Annotated in this window: 14 protein-coding genes; 4 read left to right on the top strand and 10 right to left on the bottom strand. The window is 38.0% G+C overall.

The genetic code is table 11. The annotated features are described in order from the left end of the window. Positions 1 to 5: 5 nt before the first annotated feature. A complete protein-coding gene (locus ACQY77_RS02730; RefSeq protein ID WP_421939520.1) occupies positions 6 to 776 on the bottom strand; it encodes a PASTA domain-containing protein in 771 nt (256 codons plus the stop codon). A gap of 199 nt (positions 777 to 975) precedes the next feature. On the opposite strand from ACQY77_RS02730, the gene ACQY77_RS02725 reads away from it, so the two are divergent. The 3 genes from ACQY77_RS02725 to ACQY77_RS02715 all read left to right on the top strand — a co-directional run bounded on the left by ACQY77_RS02725 (position 976) and on the right by ACQY77_RS02715 (position 3,048). Then, positions 976 to 1,962, top strand: coding sequence for a D-alanine--D-alanine ligase (locus ACQY77_RS02725; protein ID WP_421939521.1), 987 nt, complete (start codon positions 976 to 978; stop codon positions 1,960 to 1,962). A 22-nt stretch (positions 1,963 to 1,984) separates the two neighbouring features. After that, positions 1,985 to 2,587 (top strand): Crp/Fnr family transcriptional regulator, encoded by a 603-nt coding sequence (locus ACQY77_RS02720; RefSeq protein ID WP_421939522.1) that lies wholly within the window; start codon positions 1,985 to 1,987, stop codon positions 2,585 to 2,587. 65 nt (positions 2,588 to 2,652) lie between these two features. Beyond that, on the top strand, positions 2,653 to 3,048 hold the full coding sequence (locus ACQY77_RS02715) for a DUF983 domain-containing protein (RefSeq protein ID WP_421942397.1): 396 nt from the start codon (positions 2,653 to 2,655) through the stop codon (positions 3,046 to 3,048). On the opposite strand, the gene ACQY77_RS02710 is transcribed toward ACQY77_RS02715, so the two are convergent. From ACQY77_RS02710 to ACQY77_RS02675, 8 genes are all read right to left on the bottom strand, one after another. After that, a complete protein-coding gene (locus ACQY77_RS02710) occupies positions 3,045 to 3,182 on the bottom strand; it encodes a hypothetical protein (RefSeq protein WP_421939523.1) in 138 nt (45 codons plus the stop codon). The genes ACQY77_RS02715 and ACQY77_RS02710 overlap by 4 nt on opposite strands. Before the next feature lie 217 nt (positions 3,183 to 3,399). After that, complete coding sequence (locus ACQY77_RS02705) at positions 3,400 to 3,924, bottom strand: hypothetical protein (RefSeq protein ID WP_421939524.1); 525 nt, start codon at positions 3,922 to 3,924, stop codon at positions 3,400 to 3,402. 207 nt (positions 3,925 to 4,131) lie between these two features. Further along, positions 4,132 to 4,902, bottom strand: a complete 771-nt coding sequence (locus ACQY77_RS02700) for a copper homeostasis protein CutC (protein ID WP_421939525.1) — start codon at positions 4,900 to 4,902, stop codon at positions 4,132 to 4,134. Between the two features lie 38 nt (positions 4,903 to 4,940). After that, positions 4,941 to 5,819, bottom strand: coding sequence for a YegJ family protein (locus tag ACQY77_RS02695; RefSeq protein WP_421939526.1), 879 nt, complete (start codon positions 5,817 to 5,819; stop codon positions 4,941 to 4,943). Between the two features lie 30 nt (positions 5,820 to 5,849). Further along, a complete protein-coding gene (locus ACQY77_RS02690) occupies positions 5,850 to 6,884 on the bottom strand; it encodes a N(4)-(beta-N-acetylglucosaminyl)-L-asparaginase (protein ID WP_421939527.1) in 1,035 nt (344 codons plus the stop codon). A 53-nt stretch (positions 6,885 to 6,937) separates the two neighbouring features. Then, positions 6,938 to 7,741: a nitrilase family protein gene (locus ACQY77_RS02685; protein ID WP_421939528.1), complete on the bottom strand. Its 804-nt coding sequence runs from the start codon at positions 7,739 to 7,741 to the stop codon at positions 6,938 to 6,940. 23 nt (positions 7,742 to 7,764) lie between these two features. Beyond that, complete coding sequence (locus ACQY77_RS02680) at positions 7,765 to 8,910, bottom strand: methionine aminotransferase (protein ID WP_421939529.1); 1,146 nt, start codon at positions 8,908 to 8,910, stop codon at positions 7,765 to 7,767. A 162-nt stretch (positions 8,911 to 9,072) separates the two neighbouring features. Then, the gene (locus ACQY77_RS02675; protein ID WP_421939530.1) at positions 9,073 to 10,299 is read right to left on the bottom strand and encodes a multidrug effflux MFS transporter; all 1,227 of its coding nucleotides are present in this window, start codon (positions 10,297 to 10,299) and stop codon (positions 9,073 to 9,075) included. A gap of 160 nt (positions 10,300 to 10,459) precedes the next feature. Here ACQY77_RS02675 and ACQY77_RS02670 point away from each other — a divergent pair, with 160 nt between their 5' ends. Continuing rightward, positions 10,460 to 11,230: a queuosine precursor transporter gene (locus tag ACQY77_RS02670; RefSeq protein ID WP_421939531.1), complete on the top strand. Its 771-nt coding sequence runs from the start codon at positions 10,460 to 10,462 to the stop codon at positions 11,228 to 11,230. A gap of 173 nt (positions 11,231 to 11,403) precedes the next feature. Here the strand turns inward: ACQY77_RS02670 and ACQY77_RS02665 are convergent, their stop codons facing one another. After that, complete coding sequence (locus tag ACQY77_RS02665; RefSeq protein WP_421939532.1) at positions 11,404 to 12,648, bottom strand: homoserine dehydrogenase; 1,245 nt, start codon at positions 12,646 to 12,648, stop codon at positions 11,404 to 11,406. Between the last annotated feature and the right edge of the window lie 53 nt (positions 12,649 to 12,701).

Below are 12,701 nucleotides of genomic sequence, written 5' to 3'. Positions count from 1 at the left end.
GTTTTTTATTGTTGTTTGTTAGAGAGAGTGATGTTAATCTTTGTGCCAATGGTTACTTTGGTAAGGGAATCTGTAGGCATCGGATCTTGGGTAATAATAATGGCATTGGCTGAATCGGTAATCTGACCATCGTAAGCAATATTTCCCAGTGATAACATTGAACCTTTTAAACTGAATCTTGCCTCATCAATAGTCAGGCCAACTAATTGCGGAACATCAACTTCTTCATTTCCTCTGCCATCACCTAAAACTAAACTGATTCTCGAACCTACCGGGATGATATCTCCTGCTTTTATCGGTTGCCCGCCAAAGGAAGCCTCTAATACCACATCACGGCTTACATCTGGCTTGTAAGTGGTATCTCCCAATTTAAGCCTCGAGCTTTCTATAATGGCCTGAGCTTCTCTTAAAGTTTTGAAAGCAATATCAGGGAATTTAGTATTGGGTGTTTTCCCGGCATTGATGGTTAAATAAACAGTTCTGTTGTCTTTAACAAATGTATTTGGGTCAGGATCCTGGTCTATTACAATCCCTGCCGGCTGATCTAAAATAAATACAGAGTCAACTTCGTATTTCAAGCCCGCATCTTCCAGCTTTTGAACGGCTTGCTCAAAAGACAGTCCCTTAACCTGCGGTACATTTAAACCCTGACCATGTTTGGTATAGTATCTTAAGCTGAAAAAAGCAACAAGTAACAAGCCAATAACCGTGAGTACTGCTGCTAAAATGTTGTTTCTGAAGGATTTGGTTTTTAAATAATCTATAAATTTAGACATGAATCTTAAATTCTGGGTTTAGGGGTACAAAATCAAATGTAACTATTTTAATTATTGAATTTTTAATCCGTTCAATGTTCAATACACAAACGTTATCACATTTAATATTTGTATCCATTAAAATTAATAATTGCGCAAAGATATTTATATTTTTGAGGATATATTTAAACTTCAATTCTAATAATTAAGGATTTTCGAAATGAAAAAAACAATTGCTTTGTTAACAGGCGGAACCACAGGAGAATGGGTAGTTTCAGTGAAAAGCGCGGCAACCATTGCCCAGAACATTGATTCCGATTTGTATGATGTTTATAAAATCATGCTGAATGATAAAGGCTGGTTTTATGAACCTGCAGATTCTGTTAAAATTGAAGTTGATAAGAATGATTTTTCCCTAAATATTGAAGGGCGAAAAATTAAATTTGATGGTGTGTTTATTGTCATTCACGGTTCGCCTGGAGAGGATGGTAAGTTACAGGGATACTTTGATATGATTGGTATTCCATATACAACCTGCGATGCTTTAACCTCTTCAATAACCATGAATAAAGGTTATACCAAAGCAATAGTAGATGGCATTGATAATCTAAACGTAGCCAAATCTGTTCAGATTTTTAAAGGCGGGAATTATAATGTAGCCCAGATTAAACAGGATTTAAAACTTCCATATTTTGTTAAACCCAACAGTGGTGGAAGCAGTATTGGAATGAGCAAAGTAAAGCATGCTGATGATCTGGAAACCGCGTTGGAGAAAGCTTTTAAAGAAGATACTCAGATTTTAATCGAAGAATTTGTGAGTGGAAGAGAATTCTCTGTCGGCGTTTTTGGTGCTGAAGGAAAGATCAATGTACTGCCTGCAACGGAGGTAATCCCGGCAAACGAGTTTTTTGATTTTGAAGCGAAGTATACACCCGGTGCTACCGAAGAAATTACACCTGGACGCATGAATGATGAAGAATTGAAACGGGTTCAGCAAGTGGTAACCGATGTTTATAAAAAACTGAACTGCAGGGGAGTAGTGAGGATTGATTACTTTTTAGAGCATGAAACCGGTAAATTTTATTTCATAGAAATCAATACCATTCCGGGGCAAACTGCAACCAGTTTTATTCCTCAGCAAGTTTCCGCAATGGGCTTATCACTTAAAACATTTTATACCCGCCTGATGAAGGAAACCTTGGGCTAATGCGAAATCCAGATCATTAAGTATGGATATCCAGCAGCTTATAGATAAAGGTTTTCCAGTTAAAACCTATGCAAAAGATGCAATCATTTATGAGCCTGGCATGTTGCCGCACCATGTTTATTTTATTAAAGCAGGTGAAATCAGGATGGTTACGGTGAGCGAAGAAGGAAAAGAATTTATTCAGGGAATTTTTAAGGCTGGCGAGTATTTTGGCGAACCAGCTTTGCTGATCGGCAAACCTTACCTTGCTTACACCATTGCGAATAAACCCTCGCAGTTGATTCCGGTTGGGAAAACAGATTTCTTTGAACTGCTTAAAAGTAATGCTGATTTTAGCATGCAATTGATTCAGGTTTTAAGTAAACGCCTTTTTTATAAGTCGATGATGCTGGAAGAGTTGGCTAATGAAAAAGCTGAACATCGCCTGCTCACCATCGTAAAATACCTGACAGAAGAGCTGGAGGAAGGTGAGGCATTAAAAGTAACCCGCCAGGAATTGGCAGATATGACCGGATTAAGGGTCGAAACTGTGATACGGGGAATTAAGCAATTGGCTGGGAAAAAGCTTATACTGCTCAAAAGAGGGAAGATTATCAAACAAAAGGATATAAAATTTAGTTTGTAAACATGATGCAGGTCATAATTTGATCAATTTGTAAAGGTTAAATTTGTACCATGAAATCAATTACTATGGCAGAGTTATCTAAATTTCAAGCTTTCATTCAATGTAAATGCCCAAGATGTAGAAAAGGTGATATTTTTACTGGTAGTGCTTATGCTTTCAAACTGCAGAAAACGAATGTTAATTGTCCCCATTGCAATTTAAAATTTGAACGCGAACCCGGATTTTTTTATGTAGCGATGTTTGTTAGTTACGCAATGAATGTAGCCGAAATAATTACCATTGGAGTAGCATCTTACGTGCTCGGACTTCCTTTGATTTACGAAAATCTATGGTATTACGTGGGGCTGATTTTATTGGGCGTTCTTATCCTGTCACCCATTAATTATAGATATTCAAGGGTAGTATTGCTGCACTATCTTACACCAGGTTTACATTATGTGCCGGGTAGCGGGGACCATTAAAAAATCAGATCGAACATTTCGGACAGGGAATAAATATCCAAAACGCAAGCAGTAAGGTTAAAGAAGAAATGGATAAACACACCATACCAGATCGTTTTGGTTTTAATTCTTAACCAGCAAATGGCAACAGCCAAAAAACCGATATCAGGCTAATTAGAGATATCGTTTTTTGTTTCCCCCTTCTGTTTCTTTTAATGGAAAGGTACAACTGCTACAAAAAATACCGTTTAGGGCAAAGGTCTTGTAGCAACGCCTGCACAAGCTGTCTGGTTGTCTGTTATGTGCGTTTGTTTAGTTACTGTAAACATAAAGGGTAGTAAACAAAAACAAAAGATTAATTTCAGCAAAATATTATTTTTTCATTGGATGTTGTGTATATTCAGACCATGCAACAATTTTACCGTTTTGTAGTTTGAAATCATTGAAATAGCTTACACTATCAATCTTTCCATCCTTCATTTTAGATACCTGCTCATACCATAAACTTACCCATTCTTCAGATTTGTCTTTACTAATTACGGATTCCCAATCAGTCATATTAATTTCTATGCTGTTGAATTTATCCATGTGTGTTTTGGCCTCTTTGATAAATTGATTTCCAGTTCCTTTGAATTGATAATAATCTACTGTAAGTTCAACGCTATCACCAATTAATGGCTTTAAGGCAGCAGTATCAAGGGTAGCAAATGCCTTTAGTGCGTTTAAAGCCGTTTGAAGATTTTTATGATCCGGATTCATTTCCCAATGATGATCTTTTTTTAATGTATAAGCATACTTTGTAGTATCTGCTACTTCATTAGTGGTAGATGATGTCTCTTTAGGCTGGCAAGCGGCAAATAGTAATGTGCCTACAATTGCGATGGAGATCTTTTTCATAATTTCAATAATAGTTTAGTGGTAATTAAATATACCTAATTATTTGTAGGCTAAATCATTATGCAAATTATGTAAACAAAAAATCCGATGAGATCGAAATCCATCGGATAATGATAAAAGCTTGTTTCTATCTGTTGAAACCCCTAAATTTTACAACTTTCTAAGTTTTAACGATTAGGGATTGTAAAGTAAATTGTAAACTTCAATTTAGCCTTTTTCTAACTGTTGATGAATGTTACTGACTAATTTACTAACTTTTTCTGTAGAAGTAAGTTCATATTGATATTCATCATCAATACTACCCATTTTAGTTTCATCGTTTCTATATTTCATTTTACTGGCAACAAACTGTTTTGCAGATGCATGGAACACTGCAGCGCCTGTTTTTTCAATTAAATCTGTAATGTTGGTTTCGTTAATTCCAGCTCCTGGCATGATTTCTATTCTGCCGTTTGATTGTTTAACCAACTGAGCCAGCTTTTCGGCACCCATTATTGCAGATGATGCCCCACCCGAAGTAAGCACACGCACTACGCCTAAATCGATCAGATCTTCTAATGCTTTTTCCATATCGTTACTCATATCGAAAGCTCTGTGGAAAGCTACCGGCAGGGGGTGTGCAAGATCAATGAGTTCTTTGCACCTCAACATATCAATCGTTCCGTCATTATTAAGTATTCCTGTAACTATACCGTTACAATTTAATGATTTACAGATTTTTATATCTTCCTTCATTAATTCAAATTCAAAGTCTGAATAAAGGAAATCACCACCTCTTGGGCGAATAATTGGCCAGATTTCTATGGTTAGATTTTTTTTAGAAAGGGCAATATGTGCGTAGCTTGGCGTCGTTCCGCCTTCAGCTAAATTATCACATAATTCAACACGCTTAGCACCGCCAGCCTGAGCTGCTACCGCAGAAGCGTATGAGTTTGCGCAAACTTCCAATGCGCCACTTTTAATATTATTTTGACTCATATATACTGACCTTTAAACAAGGTCTTTTTAATAAAACTTTATTCTTCTTTCAGTACCGGACCTAAAACAACCCAACCTTTGGCAGATTTGAATACATTTAATTCCTGCACAGATTTACCGCCATCAGGGTACCAGCAAATTTCTGTGATTATCCAGTGCGTTTCGTTAATTTTCTCACGCTTCGGAAAAGCACTCTGTATCATCGAAAAATCCGGGAATCCATGCTCTTCAATATTATTAAGGAAAGATAGCTTGAGTACTTCGGCGGTTTCATTGATGGTTTCTTTATCAAAATCCATCTGCATATTGGAAAGTAAAGATTTAGCTTCTTCATAGAAATCCTTGCAATCCATAGCGGCCTTTATATCTTTATAGTTATAGGCTTTTTCTAAAGATAGAATGGCTCCCTCTGGTGTTTCCAAATTGGCTTTAAAATGGTCTACTCCTTCATCAATGAATAGGCCGATGCTGTTATCGAAGGCTGGGCGATCATCTTCCGGAATACCCTCTCTAATGGCCCTAATGGTGTAACCGCCAATTAATCTTCCCCCTTCTACAATCATCCAATCGGAAATTAAACTCCGGTCGATACCGATTTTCTGGTCTAGCTTAACCGTAGAAACATCAACAGGCTCATTTCCCACAGTTCCATACAAATGACCTTCATCGTCAAAATGGGGGTCTGTAAGCCAGATATGCTCGCTTGCATCACCATCAATAATCTTCACTTTGACCGAAAAATAAACCTGAAAGTCTTTTGGGTTATCCAGGCTTTCTTCGAAATACCATAAAGTTAAATTGGCTTTTTCTATCGCCCAGTTCATGCGCTCATCTTCATTGGCAACATAAACCATATCGGGTTCTCCTTTACGCTCTTCTACATTTTTTTTTCCGAATATTTTGGATAGCAATCCCATAACGTTAGGTTATATTAAGGTTTGGAACAGTTAATAGTAACTTTTTCCTTTAATTAGCAAATCCTGCTTTTCTGCATTGCATACTGCATAACTGAAACCTTGCTGAATAGCATATGCACCATATTCACCTTTTTTATTGATGGCTAAAAAGCCAACCTGAATTTTTTTAGCTGTTTCCGGTTTCTTTTTAATGATCCGCATAACTGCTTCTTTACAAGCTGCTTCAGGAGAATATCCCTGGCGCATCAATTCTACCACCAGGAAAGAACCCACATTTCTCACTACTTCTTCTCCAACACCTGTTGAAGTTGCGCCACCTACTTCATTGTCTACATATAAGCCAGCTCCAATGATAGGACTGTCACCAATGCGACCATGAAGTTTATAGGCCATTCCACTTGTGGTACAGGCTCCGGAAATATTCCCTTTCGCATCAAGGGCTAACATACCAATTGTATCGTGGTTATATTGATTTCCAGGAAGCTTTTGTGGAGCAGCTTTCTCATAAAGTTTATTCTCTATGTTCATTACCGGCTCATATTTAGCTGTTTTTAGCCACTCTTTCCAGGCTTTTTCACTTGCAGGGGTAAGCAGGTTTTCTTTTTTAAAACCCTGCTCAAGTGCAAATTGTAAAGCACCATCGCCAGCTAACATTACATGAGGTGTTTTTTCCATCACTTTACGCGCCACAGAAATGGGGTGTTTAATGTGCTCTAAGGCTAAAACTGCGCCACAGTTACCTTGTTCATCCATGATGCAGGCATCCAGGGTAACCTTGCCATCTCTGTCGGGTAAGCCGCCATAACCAACCGATTGATTCTTTTCGTCTGCTTCGGGTACCCAAACGCCTTGTTCTACTGCATCCAGGGCCGTTCCTCCTGCAGATAACACTTTCCAGGCATCAGCATTTGCTGCAATGCCAAAATCCCAGGTCGATATCACGATTGGGAATTTTTTTTCTGAAGAATTTGAAGCAGGTATCACTTCGGCAATACTTTTTTTGTCGAGTGCGATTAGACCCGCTGAAAGGGCTGAGGCTTTAATAAATTTACGACGGTTGAACATCTTTGGAATGAATAGTTGTTTATTTGGAATGATTTATTTTGTTGTTTAAAGGGCTATTGAATCACAAATTTATCAGCATCTTTCAAAAAGGGGAACTGCCTTCTTATTTTTACCAGTTCTTCGTAATTGATACTGAAAGTATAGAGGTCTTCGTCTTCTGGTTTATAATAAACGGTGCTGCCATAAGGATCGATGCACATTGAATGGCCACTGTGGTAAATCTGGTTGCCATCGTGCCCTACACGGTTTACACCAATAACATAGCTTTGGTTTTCAATAGCACGCGCAGGGATTAATGCTCTCCAATGGGATGAACGCTTATCTGGCCAGCTGGCGATAAGCAGGAGTATATCGTACTCTTCATTTTTGTTTCGAAGCCACACCGGGAATCGGAGGTCATAGCAAATGGCCAATCGTATTTTCCATCCTTTTAATTCTACGATAAGCTGTTCTTTTCCAGCGCTGAAGTTTTCGTCCTCTTCTCCTAAACCAAATAAATGGTGCTTATCATAGTGTTGATGTTTTCCATCAGGTTCCATCCAGATCAGGCGATTATAATATTTTCCATCTTCTTTGATGATTAAACTACCAGCAATTACGCAGTTATATAAATTGGACATTTTATGCATCCACTGCATGGTTGGCCCATTCATTTCTTCTGCAAGTGCAGCTGCATTCATACTAAAGCCACTGTTGAACATCTCGGGCAATACAATCAGATCTGTTTTTTCTCGCACTCCCATAGATAACCTTAAAGCAAGATTGATCAGGTTTTTTTCAATGTTTTCCCAAAAAAGATAAGCCTGGAAAACGGTTACTTTCAGGTTTTCTATTTGGGTATAAACAGGAGTTTCCATGTGGTATTGTTTTGGGGATAGTTTTAAACATTCATTAATTTCTCTGCAGCCAAAGCAAGGGTTTTATCTTCTTTAGCAAAGCAAAAGCGAATAATTTTATGATCTGTAGCTTTTTGGTAGAAAGCGGAAACAGGTATGGTGGCCACTCCAAATTCTTTTAACAGCCGGATACTAAAGTCGGTATCTTTTTCATCGCTAATGTGTCCATAACTGGCACACTGAAAGTAAGATCCTTTACAGGGTAAGAGTTTAAATTTACTTTCGGCTAAAAGCGACCTAAAATAATCTCTCTTTTGCTGAAAGAAATTAGTAATTCCATTATAGTTATCAGGTTCGCTAATGTAATCGGCAATGGCTTGTTGCATTGGACTATTAACGCTGAAAACATTAAATTGGTGTACTTTCCTAAATTCTTTGGTTAGTTTTTCGGGTGCCAGGCAATATCCCAACTTCCAACCGGTGGCATGTAGCAGTTTCCCAAAAGAAGCGATAACAAAGCTCCGCTCTTTTAATTCAGGGTAAAGCATTACACTTTGATGTTTGTGCTCATCGTAAACAAGGTGTTCATATACTTCATCACTAAGGATCAGTATATCAGTGCCTTGAATTAATTTTATTAAGGCCTGAAGATCGGTTGGAGATAAGACGCTTCCTGTAGGATTTTGCGGCGAATTTAAGATGATCATCCGCGTATTGGCCGTAAATAACTTCTTTACCATGTCCCAATCTATCGCATAATCGGGTGGTGCCAGTTCATAAGTTTTTACCAGGCCACCAAATAATTTAACGGTTGGTGCATAACTGTCGTAAGCAGGTTCAAAGATAATTACTTCATCACCTGGGTTGATAGTGGCAGCAATGGCCGTGAAAATAGCCTGTGTTCCTCCCGCCGTTACTGTAATTTCAGTATCCGGATTATATTTAACCTTATAAAGTGATTCGACTTTCTCTGATATTGCCTCTTTTAAAGCCATTGAGCCTGGCATAGGCGCATATTGATTATGCCCGTCCTTCATTGCTTTATCCACTAAGTCCATCAATTTAGGGTCGCAGGAGTAGTCGGGAAAACCTTGGGATAAGTTGATGGCCTGATGTTCTGCTGCGAGTTTAGACATTACCGTGAAAATGGTTGTACTTACTCCAGGAAGTTTCGATTGTATATTCAGCATCTCATAGCGAAAATAGGAAAATATTAGCTTTTATTAAACTTTTGGCGAGAATGAGTATAAAGTACCGAGTAGCAAGTATGAAGTGCAAGATAAGAACAATACAATGTAATATGATATCGTGTTAATTAGGTCAGGTGGCTCATACCTGTCACAGTTTACTGATTAATGCGCCATAACGGTATCGTCTGCGGATGCTTCTACTTCTGTTTTGATAAATCTTCTGCCGATCCAAAGCGCCAGCAACCCTGTTAAGGCGGCAACTGTCATAACCAGTGGCATCGGGATGATGGAGTGTTCGCTGAACAAACTCACCATAACTGAAGCAAAAGCACCTAAACCCATTTGTAATGCACCCATCAGCGCTGATGCACTACCAGCATTTTTACTGAATGGTGCTAATGATAATGCAGCTGCATTTGGATTAATTAAGCCCAGGCAGCAAAGAAATAACGCAATAAATGTAATGGTAGAGTATAAACCCAGCCAATTGTTGTAGGCGAAAATAAGAAAGGTCAAACTTACTAAGCACTGTGCTAACAATGCCCAGTTTACAATTTTTTTACTGCTGAACCACCTTAGAATCAGACTGTTTATCTGGCTCGATCCAATAAAAAATACCGATAGAATAGCAAATATCCATCCGTAACCTGTTTTGCTTACTTCATAAATTTTCATGAATACCGTTGGGGAAGAGGCAACATAGGCGAATAGGCCAGAAAAAGTTAGTGAACCAATTAATGCATAAGTATAAAACTGGGGATTCTTTAATACAGTAAAAAAGCTTGTGAGGATTGGCTTCGGTTTTAATGAGTAATTGGGGTCCGGTTTATAGCTTTCAGGTAGTTTGAAAACTGACGCCAGAAGCATCAATACGGCCATAAATCCTAAGAAAACAAATACATATTTCCATCCTAATGCAGCAATGAGGTAGCCTCCGGCAGTAGGAGCCAACATTGGTGATACAGCGATAACTAACATAAGCGAAGCAAATACTTTCGGGCTTTCTTCCACAGAGAATAAATCACGAACCATAGCAACTGAGGCAACTGCAGTTGCGCAGCTTCCAATGGCCTGCACAAAGCGCAACACAATTAACTGGTTAACGTCTTTTACGGCTAAACACAGAAAGGATGAAAGAATATAAAGTGCCAAACCAAAATATAAAGGTTTTTTACGCCCAAACTTATCTAACAAAGGTCCGTAAAGCAATTGTCCTGCAGAAATACCAATGAAAAATGTAGAAAGCGAGAGTGCTACAGTTGATTCCGTAGTTTTTAAATCTTGTGCAATATCCACAAAACCCGGAAGGTACATGTCTATAGAAAAAGGGCCTAATGCAGCTAATGAGCCCAGGATTAATATAAGATAAAAATGTTGTTTGCCAGCCATTTGGAGTTGTGTTTTTCGGAGCGCAAAGATTGGGAGATTTAACCTGATAACCTATTTTTAAGGTCTATCGTTTGTCAAAATCAAACCAGAATCTTATGCCGGGATTTAAAAATATTGTTGATGAAGGTTAATTGATGATTTATTTCTAGATTTATGCACTATGACTTTTAAAACTAAAGAAAGCCGTTTGCTACTGGTGTTGGGTAGCTTTTTTGTCGCTAATGCGATCTTATCTGAATTTATCGGTGTAAAACTGTTCAGCGTTGAAGAGACTTTAGGATTCAAGAAATTTGACATCAACCTGTTTGGTGTGCCAAACTTATCTTTCGTGATGTCGGCAGGGGTACTTACCTGGCCAATTATTTTTATCATGACAGATATAATCAACGAGTATTTTGGCGTAAAACAAGTGCGGTTTCTCTCCATCATGACCTCTATTTTAATCGCTTTCGCTTTCATCGTAGTTTGGGGATCCATGCATCTTAGTGCAGCAGATTTTTGGGTTCATCAAAACATCAATGGCGAAGATCTGAATATGAACAATGCATTTGCGGGTATATTCGGTCAGGGCATGTGGATTATTGTGGGATCGATCACTGCATTTATTATTGGACAGCTGGCAGATGTAGTTATTTTTCATCGGATTAAAAGAATAACCGGAGAGAAAGCTTTATGGCTCAGGGCTACAGGTTCTACCTTAGTTTCTCAGTTTATTGATAGTTTCGTCGTTATTTTCATTGCGTTTTATCTGAACCCACAGTACCATTACAGTTGGCAAATGGTGGCTGCAATTGGCCTGGTGAATTATACTTATAAATTTATAGTGGCTATACTAATGACACCTATTTTGTACCTGGTTCATGGTTTAATAGATGGATATCTGGGTAAAGATCTGGCGAACAAGCTGATTAAGATGGCGGCTAGAGGGTAGGTTAGTAATTCTGAGTCTTGAGTTCTGAGTCTTGAGTTCTGAGTTTGGAGTACTGAGTCTTGAAGAGTAAGGACCAACAACTAAATTTATACAATTCTAATAAAAGCTAAAGGTCGGAATCGCTCCGACCTTTGCAACAACAAAACAAATAAAAATTAACCTTAAAAAAAATCTTATAGAAGGGCTGCTTCAGCGGCAAGGCTACCACTTAACGCTTTTTCTTCTTTATATATCTGTCTTCCGGTGTAAGCCACGAAAACATCCTGGTTTAATAATAAATCGCGGTTTTTAATCAGGTTTTCTAATTTAACAGTACCGATTACATATTTGAATTCGCTGGCTGCATAACGTTCGCTGATGTTATCAAATTCAAGTAAGCTGATTAAATCTTCATCCGCATACCGTAGATAAATTTCCAATAAAATATTTTCCGTGTGCTGAACACCAATTTCCTGGTGGTATTTTTTGTATTCGTAACGGTAATCATAACGTAGGGCTGCAATATCAGAAAGTACAGCAGCTCCTGTTGGATGACCGCCTGCACCTTTGCCAAAGAAGAATTGTTTATCAGCGAAAGCTGCCTGAACCGTAACTGCATTGTACTCATTTTCTACATTGTAAAGAAAATCATCTTTCCCAACCAATTTGGGCAACACATAGGTCACAATTTGTTTGGTATTTACCTTACGCGCAGTAGGTACGAGTTTAATTTTTAAATTCTTTTCCTTAGCATATTTAATGTCATGCTGCGATAAGTTCTGGATACCAATATTTAAAATGGCATCAGGATTAACAAATAAGCCGTAAGCATGGGCTGTAGCAATAGCCAATTTATATTTGGGATCGTAACCTCCCACATCTAAAATAGGATCAGTTTCTGCAAAACCTAAGTCCTGAGCTTCTTTTAAGGCAGCATTATAACTTTGATTCTCATTAAATATTTTAGAAAGTATATAGTTAGAAGAACCATTGAAAATTCCACTTAAAGCATGGAAAAGCTCATTGTCGTAATATTCTTCCAGGTTCCTGATAATTGGAATACTACCACAAACTGCTCCTTCATACAATAATGAAGTACCGTGTTCCTGTTGTAGAGCAACCAACTCAGCCAGATGGGTAGCAATCATTTTTTTATTGGCAGAAACCACATTTTTACCATTCTTTAGGGCGGTGGTTACAATTTCGTAAGCGGCTTCTGCATCATTAATCAACTCCACAATGGTGTTGATTTCTGTATTGTTTAATATTTCGTTGCGATCTGTGGTAAACAAATCCTTATCCAGGGTACGTTTTTTCCTGGGATCTTTTATCGCAATTTTAATGATTTCTAAGTTGAGGTTCTGGCTTTGAATGATATCCAGTAATCCTTGTCCAACTACACCAAAACCAAAAAGTCCGATTTTTAAATTTTTACTCATTTTATTTTTATGATTGTACAGCGTTAAGACTGATGCTCTATCTGTTGTTATTG

Source organism: Pedobacter sp. (assembly GCF_965279535.1).
Lineage (GTDB): Bacteria > Bacteroidota > Bacteroidia > Sphingobacteriales > Sphingobacteriaceae > Pedobacter.
Note: the sequence above shows the minus strand (reverse complement) of the source record. Positions and strands in the feature narration are given on the sequence as shown.

Coding starts and splice junctions, on each gene's coding strand:
- ACQY77_RS02730 (WP_421939520.1), bottom strand. CDS start 776: ATGTCTAAATTTATAGATTATTTAAAAACCAAATCCTTCAGAAACAAC.
- ACQY77_RS02725 (WP_421939521.1), top strand. CDS start 976: ATGAAAAAAACAATTGCTTTGTTAACAGGCGGAACCACAGGAGAATGG.
- ACQY77_RS02720 (WP_421939522.1), top strand. CDS start 1,985: ATGGATATCCAGCAGCTTATAGATAAAGGTTTTCCAGTTAAAACCTAT.
- ACQY77_RS02715 (WP_421942397.1), top strand. CDS start 2,653: ATGGCAGAGTTATCTAAATTTCAAGCTTTCATTCAATGTAAATGCCCA.
- ACQY77_RS02705 (WP_421939524.1), bottom strand. CDS start 3,924: ATGAAAAAGATCTCCATCGCAATTGTAGGCACATTACTATTTGCCGCT.
- ACQY77_RS02700 (WP_421939525.1), bottom strand. CDS start 4,902: ATGAGTCAAAATAATATTAAAAGTGGCGCATTGGAAGTTTGCGCAAAC.
- ACQY77_RS02695 (WP_421939526.1), bottom strand. CDS start 5,819: ATGGGATTGCTATCCAAAATATTCGGAAAAAAAAATGTAGAAGAGCGT.
- ACQY77_RS02690 (WP_421939527.1), bottom strand. CDS start 6,884: ATGTTCAACCGTCGTAAATTTATTAAAGCCTCAGCCCTTTCAGCGGGT.
- ACQY77_RS02685 (WP_421939528.1), bottom strand. CDS start 7,741: ATGGAAACTCCTGTTTATACCCAAATAGAAAACCTGAAAGTAACCGTT.
- ACQY77_RS02680 (WP_421939529.1), bottom strand. CDS start 8,910: ATGCTGAATATACAATCGAAACTTCCTGGAGTAAGTACAACCATTTTC.
- ACQY77_RS02675 (WP_421939530.1), bottom strand. CDS start 10,299: ATGGCTGGCAAACAACATTTTTATCTTATATTAATCCTGGGCTCATTA.
- ACQY77_RS02670 (WP_421939531.1), top strand. CDS start 10,460: ATGACTTTTAAAACTAAAGAAAGCCGTTTGCTACTGGTGTTGGGTAGC.
- ACQY77_RS02665 (WP_421939532.1), bottom strand. CDS start 12,648: ATGAGTAAAAATTTAAAAATCGGACTTTTTGGTTTTGGTGTAGTTGGA.